The following is a 20,044-nucleotide window of genomic DNA, read 5'->3' on the forward strand; positions in this document are numbered from 1 at the left end:
CCGCGGTGAGTGCTGACCCGACGCAGGTCCTCGCTTTCGAGACCGACTGTCACATCTTTGATGGATGTGGCTTCCCCGGCCCGGGCCTGCACTCGTTCCTCTTCGAGCCGCTGTGGGGCGAAGCCGGCACCACCAGTGCGTACTTCAACAAGCCGATGCTGCTGGCCCTCCTGGGCTCCGTGATCATCGTTGCTTTCTTCTGGGCCGCCTTCGGCAAGCCGAAGGTCGTCCCGGGCAAGCTCCAGATGGTCGCCGAGTCCGGATATGACTTCGTGCGCCGCGGCATCGTGTACGAGACGCTGGGCAAGAAGGAGGGCGAGAAGTACGTCCCCTTCATGGTCTCGCTGTTCTTCTTCGTCTGGATCCTGAACGTCTGGTCGATCGTTCCCGTGGCGCAGTTCCCGGTGACTTCGATCATTGCGTACCCGGCGATTCTCGCGGCGATCGTGTACTTCATCTGGATGTCGGTGACGTTCAAGCGCCACGGCTTCGTCGGCGGTCTCAAGAACCTCACCGGCTACGACAAGTCGCTCGGCGCGGTCCTGCCGCTCGTCATGGTCATCGAGTTCTTCTCGAACGTCCTGGTGCGCCCGTTCACCCACGCGGTCCGACTCTTCGCGAACATGTTCGCCGGTCACACCCTGCTGCTGCTGTTCACCATCGCCAGCTGGTACCTGCTGAACGGAATCGGCATCGCCTACGCGGGTGTCTCGTTCGTCATGGTGATCGTGATGACCGCCTTCGAGCTCTTCATCCAGGCTGTCCAGGCGTACGTCTTCGTCCTCCTGGCCTGCAGCTTCATCCAGGGCGCGCTCGCCGAGCACCACTGAGCCCGGCCCACCCCCAAACCCCCTGTCGTCCGGTGGCCAACCCCCACCGGTCCGTGAAAGAGAAGGAAGAACTGGCATGTCCCAGATCCTTGCTGCCGCCGAAGGCGTCACCGGTTCCCTCAGCTCCGTCGGTTACGGTCTCGCGGCCATCGGCCCGGGCGTCGGCGTCGGCATCATCTTCGGTAACGGCACGCAGGCTCTCGCCCGTCAGCCCGAGGCTGCCGGTCTGATCCGCGCCAACCAGATCCTCGGCTTCGCCTTCTGTGAGGCGCTCGCCCTCATCGGTCTGGTCATGCCGTTCGTCTACTAAGACGAGCCGCGACCACTAGTCCGATTAGACGAAAGGCACTGATGTGAACCTCCTGGTTCTCGCGGCTGAGGAGGCCGAAAACCCCCTCATCCCGCCGATCCCCGAGCTCGTCATCGGTCTGATCGCCTTCGTCATCGTCTTCGGTTTCCTCGCGAAGAAGCTCCTCCCGAACATCAACAAGGTTCTGGACGAGCGCCACGCGGCGATCGAGGGCGGTATCGAGAAGGCTCAGGCTGCTCAGATCGAGGCCCAGAGCGTGCTGGAGCAGTACAAGGCCCAGCTCGCCGAAGCCCGGCACGAGGCCGCTCGCCTGCGCCAGGACGCGCTGGAGCAGGGCACTGCGCTCAAGGAAGAACTGCGCGCAGAGGGCCAGCGGCAGCGTGAGGAGATCATCGCTGCCGGCCACGCCCAGATCGAGGCCGACCGCAAGGCCGCCTCTCAGGCGCTGCGCCAGGACGTGGGCAAGCTCGCCACCGACCTGGCCGGCAAGCTCGTCGGCGAGTCCCTTGAGGACCACGCCCGGCAGAGCCGCACCATCGACCGTTTCCTCAGCGAGCTCGAGGAGAAGGCCGAGGCGGCCCGATGAACGGATCGAGCCGCGAGGCGCTGGCCTCCGCGCGTGAGCGCCTCGACGCGCTGATGGACAACACGTCCGTCGACGCGGCGAAGCTCGCCGGTGAGCTGGCAGCCGTCACCGCGCTGCTCGACCGTGAGGTCTCGCTGCGTCGGGTCATCACGGACCCGGCGCAGTCCGGCGAGGCCAAGGCCGAGCTGGTCGGCCGACTGCTGGCGAACCAGGTGGGCGGGGAAACCCTCGACCTGGTGTCCGGCATGGCCCGGTCCCGCTGGTCGCAGTCCCGCGACCTGGTGGACTCGTTGGAGGAGCTGGCGGCCAACGCCGACCTCACGGCGGCCCAGCAGGCCGGCGCGCTCGACGGCGTCGAGGACGAGGTGTTCCGGTTCGGCCGGATCGTCTCCTCGAGCACCGAGCTGCGTGCCGCGCTGACCGACCGGGCGGCCACCGCCTCCGCCAAGAGCGGGCTGCTGCGCAGCCTGCTCGGCGGCAAGGTGAACGCCGTCACCGAGCGCCTGATCACGCGTCTCGTCACGCACCCGCGTGGACGTAGCCTGGAAGCGGGACTCCAGTCCCTTTCCACGCTCGCCGCCGAGCGCCGCAACCGCATGGTCGCCACCGTGACCACCGCGGTTCCGCTCAGCGACGTGCAGCGACAGCGTCTCGGCGCGGTGCTGGCCAAGCTGTACGGCCGCCAGATGCACCTGAACCTCGACGTGGACCCCACGGTCCTCGGCGGGATCTCGGTGCGGGTCGGCGACGAGGTCATCGACGGCACCATCGCGGACCGCCTCGCCGAGGCGTCCCGCCGCATGGCCGGCTGACCAGCCACCAATAGAACAAAGCATTCCTAGCGGCCCGGTTGGGCCGTGCAGAACTTGCAGAAGATTCCTGGGGGTCGCCCCCAGACCCCTAAGAAGCTTCAGGCCCAACAAGGAGAGCAGGGAACCCAGATGGCGGAGCTCACGATCCGGCCGGAGGAGATCCGGGACGCACTGGAGAACTTTGTCCAGTCGTACCAGCCGGACGCGGCCTCGCGCGAGGAGGTCGGAACGGTCAGCGTTGCCGGCGACGGCATCGCGAAGGTGGAGGGCCTGCCCTCCGCCATGGCGAACGAGCTGCTGAAGTTCGAGGACGGCACCCTCGGTCTCGCCCTCAACCTCGAGGAGCGCGAGATCGGTGCGGTCGTCCTCGGCGAGTTCAGCGGTATCGAGGAGGGCCAGCCGGTGCAGCGCACCGGTGAGGTTCTCTCCGTAGGTGTCGGCGAGGGTTACCTCGGCCGCGTCGTCGACCCGCTCGGCAACCCGATCGACGGCCTCGGCGAGATTGCGACCGAGGGCCGCCGCGCCCTTGAGCTGCAGGCCCCCGGCGTCATGGTCCGCAAGTCGGTCCACGAGCCGATGCAGACCGGCTACAAGGCCATCGACGCGATGGTGCCGATCGGCCGTGGCCAGCGTCAGCTGATCATCGGTGACCGTCAGACGGGTAAGACCGCTCTGGCCGTCGACACGATCATCAACCAGCGCGACAACTGGCGCTCGGGCGACGTGAACAAGCAGGTTCGCTGCATCTACGTCGCCATCGGCCAGAAGGGCTCGACCATCGCGTCCGTTCGCGGCGCCCTGGAAGACGCCGGCGCGCTCGAGTACACGACGATCGTCGCCGCCCCGGCGTCCGACCCGGCCGGCTTCAAGTACCTGGCGCCGTACACCGGGTCCGCCATCGGCCAGCACTGGATGTACGCCGGCAAGCACGTCCTGATCATCTTCGACGACCTGTCGAAGCAGGCCGACGCCTACCGCGCCGTGTCGCTGCTGCTGCGCCGCCCGCCGGGCCGTGAGGCCTACCCGGGTGACGTCTTCTACTTGCACTCCCGTCTGCTGGAGCGCTGCGCGAAGCTCTCCGACGACATGGGCGCCGGTTCGATGACCGGTCTGCCGATCGTCGAGACCAAGGCGAACGACGTGTCGGCGTTCATCCCGACCAACGTCATCTCCATCACCGACGGCCAGTGCTTCCTGGAGTCCGACCTGTTCAACGCGGGCCAGCGCCCGGCGCTGAACGTCGGTATCTCGGTCTCCCGCGTCGGTGGCTCCGCCCAGCACAAGGCCATGAAGCAGGTTTCCGGCCGTCTGCGCCTGGACCTGGCCCAGTACCGCGAGCTGGAGGCGTTCGCCGCCTTCGGTTCCGACCTGGACGCCGCGTCGAAGGCCTCGCTGGAGCGCGGTAAGCGCCTGGTCGAGCTGCTGAAGCAGGGCCAGTACCAGCCGATGCCCGTCGAGGAGCAGGTCGTCTCCGTCTGGGCCGGTACCACCGGCAAGATGGACGACGTCCCGGTCAACGACATCCGTCGCTTCGAGTCGGAGCTGCTGGAGCACCTGCGCCGCGAGCGCAAGGACCTCCTGACCTCCATCTCCGACGGCGGCAAGATGTCGGACGACACCCTGACGTCGATCGCTGACGCCATCGCCAACTTCAAGCGGCAGTTCGAGACCTCGGACGGCAAGCTCCTGGGCGAGGACGCGCCGGCCGTCAACGTCTCCAAGTGACGACGGAAGGGACCTGACTCATGGGAGCGCAGCTCCGGGTCTACAAGCGTCGCATCCGTGCCGTCACGGCGACCAAGAAGATCACCAAGGCGATGGAGATGATCGCCGCCTCGCGCATCGTCAAGGCGCAGCGCAAGGTGGCGGCATCGATGCCGTACGCGACCGAGCTCACCCGTGCGGTGACCGCGGTGGCGACCGGCTCGAACACCAAGCACGCCCTGACCACCGAGGTCGAGGCGCCGGTGCGCGCCGCGATCCTGCTCATCACGAGCGACCGCGGTCTGGCCGGCGGCTACTCCTCGAACGCCATCAAGCAGGCGGAGCGGCTCACCGAGCGGCTGCGCGGCGAGGGCAAGGAGGTCGACACGTACATCGTCGGCCGTAAGGGTGTGGCCTACTTCGGCTTCCGCGAGCGCAAGGTCGCGGAGTCGTGGACCGGCTTCACCGACAGCCCGGCCTACGCCGACGCCAAGCGCGTCGCGGCGCCGCTGATCGAGGCCATCCAGCTGGACACGGCCGAGGGCAACGGCGGCGGTGTCGACGAGTTGCACATCGTCTACACGGAATTCGTGTCGATGATGACGCAGAACGCGGTGGACGGCCGGATGCTGCCGCTCAGCCTCGACCAGGCTGCGGAGGAGACGGGCGCGAAGGGCGAGATCCTTCCGCTGTTCGACTTCGAGCCGTCGGCGGAGGACGTCCTCGACGCCCTGCTGCCGCGCTACGTCGAGAGCCGTATCTACAACGCACTGCTGCAGTCGGCCGCTTCCGAGCACGCCGCCCGCCGCCGCGCGATGAAGTCGGCGACCGACAACGCCGGGGATCTCATCAAGAGCCTCTCCCGGCTTGCCAACGCGGCCCGCCAGGCCGAAATCACCCAGGAAATCAGCGAGATCGTCGGTGGCGCCAGCGCCATGGCAGACGCGACCGCGGGGAGTGACAAGTAATGACGACCACTGTTGAGACGGCCGCCGCCACGGGCCGCGTCGCCCGGGTCATCGGCCCGGTCGTCGACGTGGAGTTCCCCGTCGACGCCATGCCCGAGATCTACAACGCGCTGAAGGTCCAGGTCGCCGACCCGGCCGAGGACGGCAAGCTCAAGACCCTGACCCTCGAGGTCGCGCAGCACCTGGGTGACGGCATCGTCCGCACCATCTCGATGCAGCCGACCGACGGTCTGGTCCGCCAGGCCGCGGTGACCAACACCGGCGAGGGCATCACCGTCCCCGTCGGCGACTTCACCAAGGGCAAGGTGTTCAACACCCTCGGTGAGGTGCTGAACTACCCGGAGGCGAACGCCGAGATCACCGAGCGGTGGCCGATCCACCGCAAGGCGCCTCGCTTCGACGAGCTCGAGTCGAAGACCGAGATGTTCGAGACCGGCGTCAAGGTCATCGACCTTCTCACCCCGTACGTCAAGGGTGGAAAGATCGGTCTGTTCGGTGGTGCCGGTGTCGGCAAGACCGTTCTGATCCAGGAAATGATCTACCGCGTCGCCAACAACCACGACGGTGTGTCGGTCTTCGCGGGCGTCGGTGAGCGTACCCGTGAGGGCAACGACCTCATCGAGGAGATGGCCGACTCGGGCGTCATCGACAAGACGGCGCTTGTCTTCGGCCAGATGGACGAGCCCCCGGGCACCCGTCTTCGTGTCGCGCTCGCCGGTCTGACCATGGCGGAGTACTTCCGCGATGTGCAGAAGCAGGACGTGCTCTTCTTCATCGACAACATCTTCCGTTACACCCAGGCCGGTTCCGAGGTCTCCACGCTGCTCGGCCGTATGCCGTCCGCAGTGGGTTACCAGCCGAACCTGGCTGACGAGATGGGTCTGCTGCAGGAGCGCATCACGTCGACCCGCGGTCACTCGATCACCTCGATGCAGGCGATCTACGTCCCCGCGGACGACCTGACCGACCCGGCGCCGGCCACCACCTTCGCCCACCTCGACGCGACGACGGTTCTTTCCCGTCCGATCTCCGAGAAGGGCATCTACCCGGCCGTGGACCCGCTGGACTCGACGTCCCGCATCCTCGACCCGCGGTACATCGCGGCGGACCACTACGCCACCGCGATGCGCGTCAAGGGGATCCTGCAGAAGTACAAGGACCTCCAGGACATCATCGCGATCCTCGGTATCGACGAGCTGGGCGAGGAGGACAAGCTCGTTGTCCACCGTGCCCGTCGCGTCGAGCGCTTCCTGTCGCAGAACACCCACGTCGCCAAGCAGTTCACCGGCGTGGACGGTTCGGACGTTCCGCTCGACGAGTCGATCACCGCGTTCAACGCGATCTGCGACGGTGACTACGACCACTTCCCCGAGCAGGCGTTCTTCCTGTGCGGTGGCATCGAGGACCTGAAGGCCAACGCCAAGGAGCTGGGCGTCTCCTGAAGCCCCGCTCCTCGTGAGCAGAGCTGATTGACGGAGAGGGGCGGGTGCGTCCCGTCCCTCTCCCCACGCCCATTAGAATTTGACCCAACACCCGGCTGACCCGCCGGGTGGTGACCCGAGGAGCCACCTTGGCTGCTGAGCTGCACGTCGAGCTGGTCGCGGCGGACCGCAATATCTGGTCCGGCGAGGCCACCCTTGTTGTCGCCCGCACCACGACCGGCGACATCGGCGTCATGCCCGGTCACCAGCCGCTTCTCGGTGTGCTGGAATCGGGCCCGGTGACCATCCGTACCAGCGAGGGCAACACTGTCGTCGCAGCGGTGCACGGCGGATTCATCTCGTTCGCGGACAACAAGCTGTCCCTGCTGGCCGAGATCGCCGAGCTCGCGGACGAGATTGACGTCCAGCGGGCGGAGCGGGCACTGGAGCGCGCGAAGTCGGAGGCCGATGCGGCCGCCGAGCGTCGCGCCGATGTCCGGCTGCGCGCGGTAACGGGGCACTGAGCCCCGTACCGAATAGTGTGCGTCCTCAGCCGCGGTCCGTTCTGGAATTTTCCAGACCGGGTCGCGGCTGAGGCGATGCAGGTCGTTTTTCGTGTGCCGTATTCGATGAGCGAGGAGGTCGGTGAAGATGCTCCTCGCTCTGCTTGTGAGTGGCCTGGTCGTAGCCCTGGTGGTGATCGGGCTTTTTGTCTTCGGCCTGCGCCGGAGGCTCATCCAGCGGTCCGGCGGGACCTTCGACTGCAGCATGCGCTGGGGCGTGTCCGAGGAACCCGACGTCTCCGGCAAGGGCTGGGTGTATGGGGTCGCCCGCTACAGCGGCGACCAGATCGACTGGTTCCGCGTTTTCTCGTACTCCCCCCGGCCGCGCCGGCTGCTGGAGCGCTCCTCCATCGAGGTGATCGCCCGCCGCGCCCCCGAGGGTGAGGAGGAGCTGGCGCTGCTGTCCGACTCCGTCGTGCTCGGCTGTCTCCACCGGGGGACCCGCCTGGAGCTGGCGATGAGCGAGGACGCGCTGACCGGGTTCCTGGCATGGCTGGAGGCGGCGCCTCCAGGGCAGAGAGTGAATGTGGCCTGACGCCTGCGAGCGCCGGCCCCTCAGACGTGAAGAAGCCGGGGAGACGGGGGCGGACCCGTCTCCCCGGCTTCGTCGTTCACCGGGTTCAGTGCGTGGCCGGACCGGCCGGACCTACTGAAGGCCGGTGTGGATCGCGTTGGCCAGCTCGCCGTTGCTCGTGTCTCCGCTGAACTCCCAGAAGAAGGCGCCGCGCAGGCCCTGCTGCTTCGTCCAGGCCATCTTTCCGGCGACCGTGGCGGGGGTGTCGTAGCTCCACCAGTTGCTGCCGCACTTGGCGTAGGCCGTACCGGCGATGGTGCCGGTGCTGGGGCAGCTGGTCTTGAGCACCTTGTAGTCCTCGATGCCCTGCTCGTACGTACCCGGCGCCGGTCCGGTGGCCGTGCCGCCGGGGGCCGCCTGGGTGACGCCGGTCCAGCCGCGGCCGTAGAAGCCGATGCCGAGGTTCAGCTTCGAACCGGCGATGCCCTTGCCCTTGAGCTTGGTGATGGCGGCCTCGCTGTTGAACCCGGCCTGCGGGATGCCGGCGTAGGAGGTGAGCGGGGAGTGCGGGGCCGTCGGGCCCTGCGCCGCCCAGGCACCGAAGAAGTCGTACGTCATGACGTTGTAGAAGTCGACGTACTGGGCCGCGCCCGCGTAGTCGGCCGCGTCGAGCTTGCCGCCGTTGGAGCCGTCGGCGGAGATGGCGGCGGTGACCAGGTTGCCGCTGCCGAACTTGGCGCGCAGCGCGGACAGCACGTTCTTCAGGGAGGCGGCCCCGCTGGTGTCGCAGGACAGGCCGCAGGCGTTCGGGTACTCCCAGTCGATGTCGATGCCGTCGAAGACGTCCGCCCAGCGCGGGTCCTCGACCAGGCTGTAGCAGGAGTCGGCGAAGGCGGCCGGGTTCGCGGCGGCCTGGCCGAAGCCGCCGGACCAGGTCCAGCCGCCGAAGGACCAGAGGACCTTGATGTTCGGGTACTGCTTCTTCAGCTTGCGCAGCTGGTTGAAGCTGCCGCGCAGCGGCTGGTCCCAGGTGTCGGCGACGCCGTCGACGCTCTGGTCGGCGGTGTAGGCCTTGTCGTAGTCCGCGTAGGCGTCACCGACGGTGCACTTGCCGCCCTGGACGTTGCCGAAGGCGTAGTTGATGTGGGTGATCTTCGCGGCGGAGCCGGAGGTGACCAGGTTCTTCACGTGGTAGTTGCGCTGGTAGACGCCCCAGTCGGTGAAGTAGCCGAGCTTGACCTTGCCACCCGGGTCCGGCGGGGTGGTGCCGCCGGGGGTGGTCACCGAGAGGGAGCCGGAGGAGGGGCCGGTCTGGTCGACGGTGTCGCGGGCGGTGACGGTGTAGCCGTACGTCGTGCCCTTGGTCAGGCCGGAGTCCGCGTAGCTGGTGCCGGTGACCGTGGCGATCTTGGCGCCGCCGCGGTAGACGTCGTAGTTCTTGATGCCCTTGTCATCGGTGGCCGCGGACCAGCTCACGGTCAGCGCGGTCTCGGTGACGTTGCTCGCGGTGGGGGTGCCGGGGGCGGAGGGCGGGTTGTCGCCGGGCTGGGTTCCGCCGTCGCAGGAGGCGCCGTTGATCTTGCAGCCGCTGGGGGCGCCGGGGCCCGAGCCGTTGAAGCCGAAGCTGATGGTGGCGCCGGGGGACAGGGTGCCGTTCCAGCCGACGTTCTTGCCGGTCCAGTGGTTGCCCGAGTTGGTGACGGTGGCGTCCCAGGCCGAGGTGACCTGGGTGCCGGACGGGTAGTCCCACTCCACGGCCCAGCTGCTGATGGTGGTGGTGCCGGTGTTCTTCACCGTCCACTTGCCCTCGAAGCCGGTGCCCCAGTCGGAGACCTTGGCGTAGGTCGCCGTCGCTGAGGTGGCGGCCTCGGCGGGGCCGGCGAGGGCCACCATGCCGGCGACCGGCAGGGCGAAGGCGGCCAGCGTCGCGGCCACCCTTCTGAACAGTCGGACGCGTTGCGGGGGTGCTGTGCTCAAGGGTGCTCCTCCGGTCCGTCGCCGTCGCGGGGACGACGGCGACATGGGGGTGGGACCTGCGCCGCCCGTGAGCACGCTTTGTCATGGCACGCTCACCACAGTGTTGCGGTGAGAGTAGAAAGGTCTGGACCAACCGTCAAGAGGTCCAGACCTTATGGGCGGGGGCGGTTCAAGGCGGGCTCTACAGGCCCAACTCCTGGGCCAGTACCGCCGCTTGGACCCGGCTGCGCAGCTCCAGCTTCCCCAGCAGCCTGCTGACGTGCGTCTTCACCGTCGCCTCCGCCATCTCCAGGCGCGCCGCGATCTCCGCGTTCGACAACCCCTTGCCCAGGCAGCCGAGAACCTCCCGCTCCCGCCGGGTCAGGGTGGCCAGTGCCGGCGGCGCGGGTGCCTTAACGGCCCGGGGCGCCGCGAACTCGGCGATCAGCCGCCGGGTCACCGCCGGGGAGATCAGGCCCTCCCCGCGCGCGACCGTCCGTACCGCCTCGATCAGCTCCGCCGCCTCCGCGTTCTTCAGCAGGAAGCCGGCCGCTCCCGCGCGCAGCGCCCCGAAGACGTACTCGTCGAGGTCGAAGGTGGTGAGTACGAGGACGTCCGCCAGCCCCTCCGCGACCACCTGACGGGTCGCCGAGACCCCGTCGAGGCGCGGCATCTGCACGTCCATGAGGACCAGATCCGGCCGTAGCTCCCGGGCCAGGCGCACCGCCTCCTGCCCGTCGGCGGCCTCGCCCGCCACCTCGATGTCGCCCGCGCTGCGCAGGATCAGCACCAGCCCGGCCCGTACCGCGCTCTGGTCCTCCGCCACCACGACTTTGATCGTCACTCGCGTACCGCCTTCTCCTCGGCGGGCAGCGTCGCCCGCACCTGCCAGACCGGGCCCGCAGGACCCGCCGTGAACGCCCCGCCCAGCAGCTCGGTCCGCTCCCGCATGCCGATCAGCCCGGCCCCGGAGCCCGGCGCGCGGGGGCCCGGCCGGTCCCCGTACGGGGAGTCCACCCGCACCGTCAGCAGCCCGTCGTCGCGGGCCACGCGGACCGCGACCGTGCCCCGCGCGGCGTGCTTGAGGGCATTGGTCAGCGACTCCTGCACGATCCGGTACGCCGCCAGTTCGACGGGGGCCGGCAGCGGCCGCCCGGGCGGCCGGTCGTCGTGGAGTACGAATTCCAGCCCGCTCGCGGTGCCGTTGGTACGGGCCTGCTCCAGCAGGGCGTCCAGGCCGTCCAGCGAGGGAACGGCCGCCGCCTCCTGATCGACGCCGGCGTCCCGCAGCAGCCCGATCAGCCGGCGCATTTCGGCCAGTCCCTGCACGCTGTTCTCGCGGATCACCCCGAGCGCCTCGCGGCTCGTGGCGGGGGAGTCGATGGACAGCGCGGCGGTGGAGTGGATCGCGATGGCGGAGAGATGGTTGGCCACCATGTCGTGCAGCTCGCGGGCCATCCGGGCGCGCTCGGCGACGACCGCCTGGGCGCGGTCCATTTCGGCCAGCAGCGCGGTCTGCTCGGCGCGCAGCCGGGCGGCCACGGCGGCCTCACGGTGATTGCGCAGGGTGGCGCCGGTCAGGGCGGGGCCGAAGCTCACGAGGCCGGTGATCACGCCGATGAGCAGGGCCTGCGGGGTGCGCAGCCAGGCGAGCGAGGCGACGGTGACGGCGACGGTGATCAGGCCGGTGGTGACCGGGAGGCGCCGGGCCATGGAGGGCTTGCCGTAGACGACGGCCGCGTACATCAGGTCGGTGAAGATCAGGACGGTGGCCAGACTTCCCACCGTGAACTGGTCCGCGACCACCCCGAGGGTGCCGACGACCAGGCCCGCGCGCGGCGCGGTGCGGCGCAGCAGCTCCATCGCCGCGAGCACCACGAGCGGGACCAGGGCGGCCCAGCCGGGGAGGAAGTGCCGGCCGCTGTTGCTGTGGACCCCGAGTGACCACATCAGCAGGCCCGCGAGCACGCTGATCACGGCGAGGAGCACGTCGTCGCGGTGCGGGCGGAGGATCTTCTCGGTCACAGTCCCATCCAACACGGTGACTCGGGCCCCGGGCCTCGCCGCCGGGGCGGAAGCCGACTACATCGAAGGATGCAGTGGCCGGGGCGGGGATTCGTCACCCTGGCCGTCGCGGCCGTCGCGATCGGGCTGCTCCAGGCCGCCGGTGCCCTGAAGGCCGGGGCCCCGGATGAAGGCCGGCGCCCCGGAGGCCGGTGCCTCGCAGGACCGGCCTCCGGTGGCGCGGCGACGGGCCTAGCGCTCGCCGCCCGGCACCCAGAGCACGTCCCCGACCTCCTTGTTGGCCGTACGGGCCAGGATGAACAGGAGGTCGGAGAGCCGGTTCAGGTAAGTGGCGGTCAGCGGGTTCATCACCTCGCCGTGCGCCTCCAGCGCCGCCCACGTGGAGCGCTCGGCGCGCCGGACCACCGTGCAGGCCTGGTGCAGCAGCGCCGCGCCCGGGGTGCCGCCGGGGAGGATGAAGCTGCGCAGTTTCTCCAGCTCCGCGTTGAAGCGGTCGCAGTCCGCCTCCAGCTTGTCGACGTAGAACTGCTCGACCCGCAGGGGCGGGTACTCGGGGTTCTCGACCACCGGGGTGCACAGGTCCGCGCCGACGTCGAACAGGTCGTTCTGCACCCGGACCAGGACCTTGACGACATCCGCCGGCAGGGTGCCGAGGGCGATCGCCGTCCCGATCGCCGCGTTGGCCTCGTTGGCGTCGGCGTAGGCGGAGATCCGCAGATCTGTCTTGGCCGTGCGGCTCATGTCGCCGAGGGCGGTCGTGCCCTTGTCGCCGGTGCGGGTGTAGATACGCGTGAGGTTCACCATGTCCGCCAGCGTAGTGAGGCCCGCCCGAAATTCGCACGCGGCGGCGCTCCCGTGACCGGTACCGTCCGCTGCCGGGGTCCACCAGGGTCCACCGGGGAGCACGAGGGCGGAGAGGTGACGGTTTGACCGACATGTTCGAAATCTGGCAGCGGGCCGAACTGGCCAAGCGGGTCGATGTCTTGGAGAGCTTCCTCGGCTCTCGGTACGCCGGCGACCCCGCCTTGTCCCGGGAGGTGGCATCGGACGCCGCAGCGGCCCGCACGGCCCTCGCCGCCGCCGACCCGTGGCGGGCGCAGGACTGCCTCGACGCACTGGAGCGCCGGGCGGCGGACTGGCGCGGCCACCCCCACTTCCCGGCCGTGCCGCGCCCGGCCGACGCGGACGGGCAGGTGCGCGACTACGTGAAGGACCGGCTGCGCGGCGTACTGTCCCCCGTCGAGCTCGACCGGCTGGACTTCCCGCACGTCTCCCTGTCCGTCCTCCACCGGAGGCTGTGCGGGCACCCGGAGCTCGACCCGCAGACCCGCGAGGACATCCACTACGTCCATGCCCGCGGGCGGATGGCCCTGGACCTGGGCCACGCCGACGCGGCGGCGCGCGAGGTCGAGCGACTGCGGGCGATCGAGGCGCGGTTGACGGACGGCGACGGCTGAGCCGTACCAGTGTGATGTCCGTCATCTGAGACGTGACGCGTGTTACTTCAGGGTCACACCGCCGCTCACTGGCGCTAGTCTCCGGCCGAGAGGCTAAGAGACTGGGCCGTATTGAAGAACGTGGGGTGTGCAGTGGCTGGGAAGCTTGCCGTCATCGGTGCCGGACTGATGGGTTCCGGGATCGCTCAGGTCTCCGCTCAGGCGGGCTGGGAGGTCGTGCTGCGTGATGTCACCGATGCCGCGCTGACCCGGGGAACCGACGGGATCAAGGCCTCGTACGACAAGTTCGTCTCCAAGGGCAAGATGACGGCCGAGGACGCCGAGGCCGCGCTCGCCCGCATCACCACGACCACCGACCTCGACGCGGTCGCCGACGTGGACGTCGTCGTCGAGGCCGTCTTCGAGAAGCTCGAGGTCAAGCACGAGATCTTCCGTACGCTCGACAAGCTCGTACGGGACGACGCGATCCTGGCGTCCAACACCTCGGCCATCCCGATCACCAAGATCGCGGCCGTGACGGAGCGCCCGGAGCGGGTCGTCGGCGCGCACTTCTTCTCGCCCGTCCCGATGATGCAGCTCTGCGAGCTGGTGCGCGGCTACAAGACGAGCGACGAAACCCTCGCCACCACCCGGGCGTTCGCCGAGTCCGTCGGCAAGACCTGCATCGTCGTCAACCGCGACGTCGCCGGCTTCGTGACGACCCGTCTGATCTCCGCGCTCGTCGTGGAGGCGGCCAAGCTGTACGAATCGGGCGTCGCGTCCGCCGAGGACATCGACATCGCCTGCAAGCTGGGCTTCGGGCACGCGATGGGCCCGCTGGCCACCGCCGACCTCACCGGCGTCGACATCCTGCTGCACGCCACCAGCAACATCTACACCGAGTCGCAGGACGAGAAGTTCGCGCCGCCGGAGCTGATGCGCCGCATGGTGGACGCGGGCGACATCGGCCGCAAGAGCGGGCAGGGCTTCTACAAGCACTGAGCTCGACCGTTCGAATTCCCTCACCCCACGGAGTGAATTAGGTATCGGTTCGCTCACGGTCGGCAACTTCCCTGCCCGCACGGCAGTCAGTTGCAGTGAGAGTTGCCGACCACGGCCCATCGGACCATCCGTACGCAGGACTGCCGGGAGCACACATGCACATCAGGGGCGACCACGCCGAACTCGCTGTCGGGGGCCGCCTCGACGTGCGCAGCGCGGCGGACGCCCGTACGGCCCTGCACACCGCCCTCGACGACGGTCGCGGCGACCTCGTGCTGGACCTGACCGGGCTCGACTCCTGGGACGCGACCGGCCTCGGCGTGATCATGGGCGCCCACCGGCGCGCCGGGCGCACCGGGCGGCGCCTGGTGCTGCGCGGGGTGCCGCCGCGGATGCAGCGGCTGCTGGTCGCCACCCGGCTGCACAGGATCCTCGCGATCGAGGGCGGACTGGAAGCGGAATCCCTCCCGCGGGTGTGATCACCAGGTGTTTTCTTTCCTGCGGAAACGTAACGGTCCCGTGCTGAAGGGGCCCCGGGGTTCCCGAGCGCCAGGTCACCGTCTAGGGTTCGGGCGGAAACCGGACCAGTAGCGACAGCGGCGTGTGCGTGCGAAAGGCCGGGCGGTACGACGGCGGCGCGAGCGACGCGATCGGGGGACTTGGTCATGGACCGTACTCAAGGGCACGCCGATCCGGCGGAGCAGCCGGCGGGCGCGCCGTGGGCGCCCGCCAGGGTGGTCAGCCTGACCGCCGGGGACTTCACCCTCACCGTGAACCCCGTCGACGGAAGCGAGATCGAGCCGCTCCGGCCCGGCGGCCGGCCGAACCGCCCCGCCAAGCGCGACGCGGCCGCCCGCACCGCCCATGAGGCCGCCGCACGGCCGCCCGTACTCCCCCGGATCCCCGGGACTCCCGCCCCCGCCCGGCCGCTGCTGGAGCGCGAGGAGGAGCGTGAGCGGCTGGTACGACTGCTCGCGCGCGGACGGTCCGTACGGCTGACCGGGCCCGCCGGATCCGGCCGTTCCGCGCTGCTCGACGTGGTCGCCGCCAAGTGCGCGGGCGTCGCGCCGGACGGCGTCGTACGGCTCTCCGGGTACGGGCACCAGCAGCCGGCCGAGCTGCTCCACGCGCTGTACGCGGCCGTGTACGAAGCCCCCCAGGAGCGGCCCGACCGGGATGAACTGCTCGCACGGGTACGGGAGATCGGCGCCGTCGTCCTCCTCGACGACCTGGACATGGGCGGGAGCGCCCTCGACGAACTGCTGCGCGCCACACCCGAATGCGCCTACCTGCTGGCCGCCACCCCGGACACCAAAGCGCCCTCCGACGACTCGCACCTGGAAGAGATCTTCCTCGGGGGCCTCGGCCGGGCCGACTGCGTCGCGCTGCTGGAGGCGCGCCTCGGCCGGGAGCTGACGGAGCAGGAAACGGCCTGGGCGGGGGATCTGCGATTCGCCTCGGAGGGACTGCCGCTGCGCTTCGTCCAGGCGGCCGCACTGTTGCGGCAGCGGGACGAGCTCAACGGGACCGCCACCGAGGACGACGACGAGGAGCCCGGCGTCTTCGAGGAGCGGCCGCGCGACGCGGCGTTCGTGCCGCTGCCGACGCTGGCCGAGGGGGCGGCTCCGGCCGAGCTGCTGGCCTCGCGGGTGAGCGAATCGGCGCGGGCGGCCCTGCGGATAGCCTGCGCGCTGGGCGGGGAGCTGCCGCACCACGCGCACCTGCCGGCGCTGGTGGGGGACACCCACGCCGACACGGCGGTGGCGGAGCTGCTGGACTGCGGGCTGCTGACGCCGGTCGGGACGCGGTACCGGCTGGCCGCGGGGGTCGCGCGGCAGCTGGAGGAGGCCGGGTACGGGGATTCCGCGGCCGAGGAGGCCCGGACGGCCGCCCGGCACTACGCCTGGTGGACCGGGCACACGTCGGTGACCCCGCAGCGGGTCGCGGCGGAAGCGGACGCGGTACTGGCCGCGCTGGCCGGCGCGGATGTGGTGGCCGCCATACTGCTGGCGCGGACGGCGGCTCCGGCGTTCGCGGCATCGCTGCACTGGGAGGCGTGGGAGCGGGTGCTGCGCTCCGGGGCGGAGGCCGCGCGGAAGGCGGGCGAGGTCGCGGAACAGGCGTACTTCCACCACGAGCTCGGTGTGCTCGCGCTGTGCGAGGGGCGGCTGGAGCGGGCGCGGGCCGAGCTGGAGGCGTCGATCGGGCTGCGGGGCGCGCTCGCGGACAAGCGGGGCACGGTGGCGGGGCGGCGCGCGCTGGCGCTCGTCACGGACCGGGAAGCGGCGGGGGTGGAGGTGTCGCCGCCGCTGCGGCTGGAGGCGCCGGCCTCGGCCCCGGCAGCCGCGACGGTGGCCCTGCCGGCGGCTTCGGAGGCCGTGACGCAGGTGACGCCCGCAACCCCGGTGACCGCCGTGACCCCTGTAACCCCAGTGGCCCCGGTGATTCAGCGTACGGTGGCACCCGCCACGCTCTCGGCGGTGTTCGAGGACGCGTTCCCGCTGACGCCGAAGGCGGCGCCGGCGGCGGAGCCCGTTCCGGCGCCGGTGAAGGACACGCCGTCCCGGAAGCGGCCCGCGCTGCTCGCGGCTGCCGGGGCGTTGGCAGTGGTGGCGCTGGGCACGGTGGTGGCCCTGGCGGTGCAGTCGGGGGACGCCGAGCCGCCGCAGGGTCCGGCGGTGTCGTCGACCCCGGCGCCTGCGGCTCCGGTGGTGCCGGGCACGGAGACGGGCACGGAGACGGGCACGAACGACATGCCGCCCGCGCCCGAGCCGGGCAGCTCGGCCCCGGGCGGCACGGCGCCGACGGAGGACCCGACGAGCCCCGAGCCGAACCTCAGCCCGGGCTCTCGGCCCGCTCCGGGTGTGAGCGTGAAACCGTCCTCGACGCCGCGCACGCCCACGCGGAAGCCGTCCTCGACCCTGCCCACGACCCCGGCGACCACGCCCCCGCCGACCTCGACGTCCCCGGCGCCGACCCCGTCGACGAGCACCTCGCAGTCCGTCCCGCCGACGCAGAGCCCGACGGCCCCGTCCCCGGCGGAGCCGCCGTCGACGTAAGGCGGTCGACCGAGAGGGGGCAGCGGTAGCGGACGGGCGGACGGACCCGCGCACTGCCGGCTGTCTCCGCCGCACTCGTGCGGCCGTGGCGGCGACCGCCCGGGCGGCGCGCACGGCCGCACCCGGGCCGTACCTGCTCGGCGTCGATCCGCCGCAGCCCGGAGGGCGTGCCCGGTCAGGGCGAGCGCCCGCGTCCGGCGCACGCGTAAGGCCCCCGGCCACCCCCGGAGGCCAAGGGCGTGGCTTCGGCCCGGAAAGTTCGGCCTAGAAGAGGCGGAGCTTGTCGTCCTCGATGCCGCGCATCGCGTTGTAGTCCAGGACCACGCAGTCCATGCCGCGGTCCGTCGCCAGCACGCGCGCCTGCGGCTTGATCTCCTGCGCCGCGAACACGCCCCGCACGGGCGCCAGGTGCGGATCCCGGTTCAGCAGCTCCAGGTAGCGGGTCAGCTGCTCGACGCCGTCGATCTCGCCGCGCCGCTTGATCTCGACCGCGACCGTCGCGCCGGAGGCGTCCCGGCACAGGATGTCCACCGGGCCGATCGCCGTCATGTACTCGCGCCGGATCAGGCTGTAGCCCTCGCCCAGTGTTTCGATGCGGTCCGCGAGGAGTTCCTGGAGGTGTGCCTCGACGCCGTCCTTGATCAGGCCCGGGTCGATGCCCAGCTCGTGGGAGGAGTCGTGGAGGACTTCTTCCATCGTGATGATGAGCTTCTCGCCCGCCTTGTTGACGACGGTCCAGACGCCGGCCTCGTCACCGCTCCCCTCCTTGAGGGTGCACGGCGGAGACATCCAGTTGAGCGGTTTGTACGCCCGGTCGTCCGCGTGGATCGAGACACTGCCGTCGGCCTTCACGAGGATCAGACGGGGTGCCGAGGGCAGATGGGCGGTGAGCCGACCCGCGTAGTCGACGGAGCAGCGGGCAATCACGAGACGCATGGTCGGCAACGCTACTCGACCGACGGGCCTCCACGCGATTCGCCCCTGAAAGCCCCCTTCGCCGATGGCGCGTTGTATGCGCATTCTCCTGGTGCGGTACCCCGGGGGCGCCTACCGTGGTTAGCGGGAGGTTGTCGAGCGTGCACACTGCGTCGCGGCCTTCTTCCCTGCCCGTAAGACTCCGGCAACCCAATCGCCGGGGTCACGAGAGGAGAACCCATGTCGCTCGACGTCTCACCGGCCCTACTCGAACAGGCCGAGCGAGGCGAGGTCGACGAAGCCGCTTTCGTCGACTGCGTCCGGACCTCCCTGCCTTACGCATGGGAGATGATCAGCTCGCTGGTGGCCCAGCTGAAGGTGGACGGCGGACAGTTCGCCGACAACCAGACGCCGCCGCCCGACGAGCAGGCGCGTGGGCAGTTGCTGCGCGCCCTCGCGAGTGACGCGATACGTGGTGCGCTGCAGCGGCACTTCGGAGTGCGCCTGGCATTCCAGAACTGTCACCGTGTGGCCGTCTTCCCGCTGGACCCTTCGGTCGACGACCGACTGGCCAAGTTCACGTCGATCCGGGGCCAGCTGCTCAACCAGTCGCCCGGACTGCGGGACTGCTAGTACGGCCGTACGTCGCTGCCGCTCCGTAGCGCGGGAGGGGCGACTGATTGCGGAGCGGCAGCCCCCGGGCCTTTCAAGGCCAGGCGTTCCAGAGCCAGGCCTTTCACAGCACGCCCCAGGCCTCAGCTGAGGCGGGGGAGGACCTCGGCGCCCAGGCGTCGTACGTTCTCCTCCGTCGCGGCGAGATCGCCGGAACCTTCCGTCAGCAGGGCGAACCGCGTGATCCCCGTACGCCGGGACGTGGCCGCCAGCCGGTCCGCGGCCAGCTCGGGGGTGCCGACCGGGTGCAGGTCGCACAGCAGCTCCGTGTACGCGACCGGGTCGCGCATCGCGCGGTGCCGGTCGTCCACCGTCACATGCGCGTCCAGGCCCAGCTTGAACCACCCCGGCATCGCCTTCAGCAGGGTCTCGCGGGCGTCCACGGTGCGGTCCGCCAGCTGGCAGACGCCTGCCGACACGTGCCCGGCCTCCTGTACGGCCTCCCTCGTGTGGCCCGCGGCCAGGGCGGTCTGCCGCCACAGCGCGACCATGCCGGCCTTGTCCTCGTCCCCGCAGTGCATGCCCAGCAGCATCGGCAGCCCGCGCTCGGCGGCCAGCCGTACCGAGGCCGGCGAGGTGCAGGCGACGATCACTTCCGGCCCAGTCCCGTCCGCGTCCAGCGCCTCCGACGGCCGCGGTACGACGGCCACCTCGCGGAAGCCGTGCCGCTGGCCCGAGGCCCCCACGCTCGGCTCGGCCAGCCAGCGCCGCAGCAGGTCCAGATCCTCCGGGAACCCGTTCTCGTAGGCCTCCAGGCCGCCCCCGAACACCTCCAGGTCGACCCACGGCCCCCCGCGGCCCACCCCGAGGGTGAACCGGCCGCCCGAAGTCAGGTGCAGCAGCGCGGCCTGCTCGCCGAGGGCCACCGGGTGCGTGTTCGGCAGCACGCTCACCGCCGTCCCCACCCGCAGCCGCCGGGTCCGCCCGAGCAGCAGGGCCGCCAGGGTCACCGCCGACGGGCATACCCCGTACGGGACGAAGTGGTGCTCGGCCAGCCAGACCGAGTCCAGCCCGGCCTCCTCGGCCGCCTCCGCGGTCCGTACCGCCCGGTGCAGCGGCTCCCCTTGTCCCTGGCCCGGGAACTGGGCCGCCAGTACAAACGCTCCTACGCGCATCGCCTTAGCCTCCTCGCGGCTGACGCGGCCTCCCCCAGGTGGACCGGTTTTCCTGCTGGCTTATCTGTTGGCAACAACGTCTGACACGTGCCAAAGGCACGGCCTGACAGGAAAGTTATTGAGATTGTCGGGCCAGTCCCCGAGTTCACAGGGCCT

Annotated in this window: 20 protein-coding genes; 14 read left to right on the forward strand and 6 right to left on the reverse strand. The window is 70.3% G+C overall.

Annotated elements, in window-relative coordinates; genetic code table 11:
* Positions 1-5: 5 nt before the first annotated feature.
* The 9 genes from atpB to J7I97_RS34235 all read left to right on the forward strand — a co-directional run bounded on the left by atpB (position 6) and on the right by J7I97_RS34235 (position 7,729).
* Positions 6-830 carry a F0F1 ATP synthase subunit A gene (gene atpB, locus J7I97_RS34195; protein WP_214943251.1) on the forward strand — a complete coding sequence of 275 codons (825 nt, stop codon included), beginning with the start codon at positions 6-8 and terminating at the stop codon, positions 828-830.
* A 76-nt stretch (positions 831-906) separates the two neighbouring features.
* Complete coding sequence (gene atpE, locus J7I97_RS34200) at positions 907-1,140, forward strand: ATP synthase F0 subunit C (protein WP_030857147.1); 234 nt, start codon at positions 907-909, stop codon at positions 1,138-1,140.
* 43 nt (positions 1,141-1,183) lie between these two features.
* Positions 1,184-1,726 carry a F0F1 ATP synthase subunit B gene (locus tag J7I97_RS34205; protein ID WP_214943253.1) on the forward strand — a complete coding sequence of 181 codons (543 nt, stop codon included), beginning with the start codon at positions 1,184-1,186 and terminating at the stop codon, positions 1,724-1,726.
* Positions 1,723-2,538 carry a F0F1 ATP synthase subunit delta gene (locus J7I97_RS34210; RefSeq protein WP_214943256.1) on the forward strand — a complete coding sequence of 272 codons (816 nt, stop codon included), beginning with the start codon at positions 1,723-1,725 and terminating at the stop codon, positions 2,536-2,538. Before J7I97_RS34205 ends, J7I97_RS34210 begins: the two co-directional genes overlap by 4 nt.
* A 129-nt stretch (positions 2,539-2,667) precedes the next feature.
* Entirely contained in the window at positions 2,668-4,263 is a 1,596-nt protein-coding gene (gene atpA, locus J7I97_RS34215; protein ID WP_214943258.1) for a F0F1 ATP synthase subunit alpha, read from the forward strand.
* A 20-nt stretch (positions 4,264-4,283) separates the two neighbouring features.
* Positions 4,284-5,210 (forward strand): F0F1 ATP synthase subunit gamma, encoded by a 927-nt coding sequence (locus tag J7I97_RS34220; RefSeq protein WP_214943261.1) that lies wholly within the window; start codon positions 4,284-4,286, stop codon positions 5,208-5,210.
* Positions 5,210-6,652 (forward strand): F0F1 ATP synthase subunit beta, encoded by a 1,443-nt coding sequence (atpD, locus tag J7I97_RS34225; RefSeq protein ID WP_214943263.1) that lies wholly within the window; start codon positions 5,210-5,212, stop codon positions 6,650-6,652. The genes J7I97_RS34220 and atpD overlap by 1 nt, the downstream gene beginning before the upstream one ends.
* A gap of 128 nt (positions 6,653-6,780) precedes the next feature.
* Positions 6,781-7,155: a F0F1 ATP synthase subunit epsilon gene (locus tag J7I97_RS34230; RefSeq protein WP_214943265.1), complete on the forward strand. Its 375-nt coding sequence runs from the start codon at positions 6,781-6,783 to the stop codon at positions 7,153-7,155.
* A gap of 127 nt (positions 7,156-7,282) precedes the next feature.
* Positions 7,283-7,729 carry a DUF2550 domain-containing protein gene (locus J7I97_RS34235; RefSeq protein ID WP_214943268.1) on the forward strand — a complete coding sequence of 149 codons (447 nt, stop codon included), beginning with the start codon at positions 7,283-7,285 and terminating at the stop codon, positions 7,727-7,729.
* Between the two features lie 111 nt (positions 7,730-7,840).
* Here the strand turns inward: J7I97_RS34235 and J7I97_RS34240 are convergent, their stop codons facing one another.
* From J7I97_RS34240 to J7I97_RS34255, 4 genes are all read right to left on the reverse strand, one after another.
* Positions 7,841-9,601, reverse strand: coding sequence for a glycoside hydrolase family 18 chitinase (locus J7I97_RS34240; protein WP_251051418.1), 1,761 nt, complete (start codon positions 9,599-9,601; stop codon positions 7,841-7,843).
* Between the two features lie 265 nt (positions 9,602-9,866).
* On the reverse strand, positions 9,867-10,508 hold the full coding sequence (locus J7I97_RS34245; protein WP_214943272.1) for a response regulator transcription factor: 642 nt from the start codon (positions 10,506-10,508) through the stop codon (positions 9,867-9,869).
* The gene (locus J7I97_RS34250; RefSeq protein WP_374103756.1) at positions 10,505-11,614 is read right to left on the reverse strand and encodes a sensor histidine kinase; all 1,110 of its coding nucleotides are present in this window, start codon (positions 11,612-11,614) and stop codon (positions 10,505-10,507) included. Before J7I97_RS34250 ends, J7I97_RS34245 begins: the two co-directional genes overlap by 4 nt.
* 306 nt (positions 11,615-11,920) lie before the next feature.
* Positions 11,921-12,493 carry a cob(I)yrinic acid a,c-diamide adenosyltransferase gene (locus tag J7I97_RS34255; protein ID WP_214943278.1) on the reverse strand — a complete coding sequence of 191 codons (573 nt, stop codon included), beginning with the start codon at positions 12,491-12,493 and terminating at the stop codon, positions 11,921-11,923.
* Between the two features lie 122 nt (positions 12,494-12,615).
* Here J7I97_RS34255 and J7I97_RS34260 point away from each other — a divergent pair, with 122 nt between their 5' ends.
* From J7I97_RS34260 to J7I97_RS34275, 4 genes are all read left to right on the forward strand, one after another.
* Complete coding sequence (locus J7I97_RS34260) at positions 12,616-13,146, forward strand: hypothetical protein (protein ID WP_214943280.1); 531 nt, start codon at positions 12,616-12,618, stop codon at positions 13,144-13,146.
* Between the two features lie 132 nt (positions 13,147-13,278).
* Positions 13,279-14,127, forward strand: coding sequence for a 3-hydroxyacyl-CoA dehydrogenase family protein (locus tag J7I97_RS34265; protein ID WP_214943283.1), 849 nt, complete (start codon positions 13,279-13,281; stop codon positions 14,125-14,127).
* Between the two features lie 155 nt (positions 14,128-14,282).
* The gene (locus tag J7I97_RS34270) at positions 14,283-14,606 is read left to right on the forward strand and encodes an STAS domain-containing protein (RefSeq protein WP_214943286.1); all 324 of its coding nucleotides are present in this window, start codon (positions 14,283-14,285) and stop codon (positions 14,604-14,606) included.
* Positions 14,607-14,792: 186 nt separating this feature from the next.
* Positions 14,793-17,186 (forward strand): ATP-binding protein, encoded by a 2,394-nt coding sequence (locus J7I97_RS34275; protein WP_214943289.1) that lies wholly within the window; start codon positions 14,793-14,795, stop codon positions 17,184-17,186.
* Between the two features lie 264 nt (positions 17,187-17,450).
* Here J7I97_RS34275 and nucS read toward each other — a convergent pair whose 3' ends face one another.
* Entirely contained in the window at positions 17,451-18,122 is a 672-nt protein-coding gene (nucS, locus tag J7I97_RS34280) for an endonuclease NucS (RefSeq protein ID WP_214943291.1), read from the reverse strand.
* A gap of 219 nt (positions 18,123-18,341) precedes the next feature.
* Here nucS and J7I97_RS34285 point away from each other — a divergent pair, with 219 nt between their 5' ends.
* On the forward strand, positions 18,342-18,734 hold the full coding sequence (locus J7I97_RS34285; protein WP_214943294.1) for an SCO5389 family protein: 393 nt from the start codon (positions 18,342-18,344) through the stop codon (positions 18,732-18,734).
* A 122-nt stretch (positions 18,735-18,856) separates the two neighbouring features.
* Here J7I97_RS34285 and J7I97_RS34290 read toward each other — a convergent pair whose 3' ends face one another.
* Positions 18,857-19,888 carry an LLM class flavin-dependent oxidoreductase gene (locus tag J7I97_RS34290; RefSeq protein ID WP_214943296.1) on the reverse strand — a complete coding sequence of 344 codons (1,032 nt, stop codon included), beginning with the start codon at positions 19,886-19,888 and terminating at the stop codon, positions 18,857-18,859.
* Positions 19,889-20,044: the final 156 nt, after the last annotated feature.

The sequence above is a fragment of the Streptomyces sp. ISL-87 genome (assembly GCF_018614095.1).
Lineage (GTDB): Bacteria > Actinomycetota > Actinomycetes > Streptomycetales > Streptomycetaceae > Streptomyces.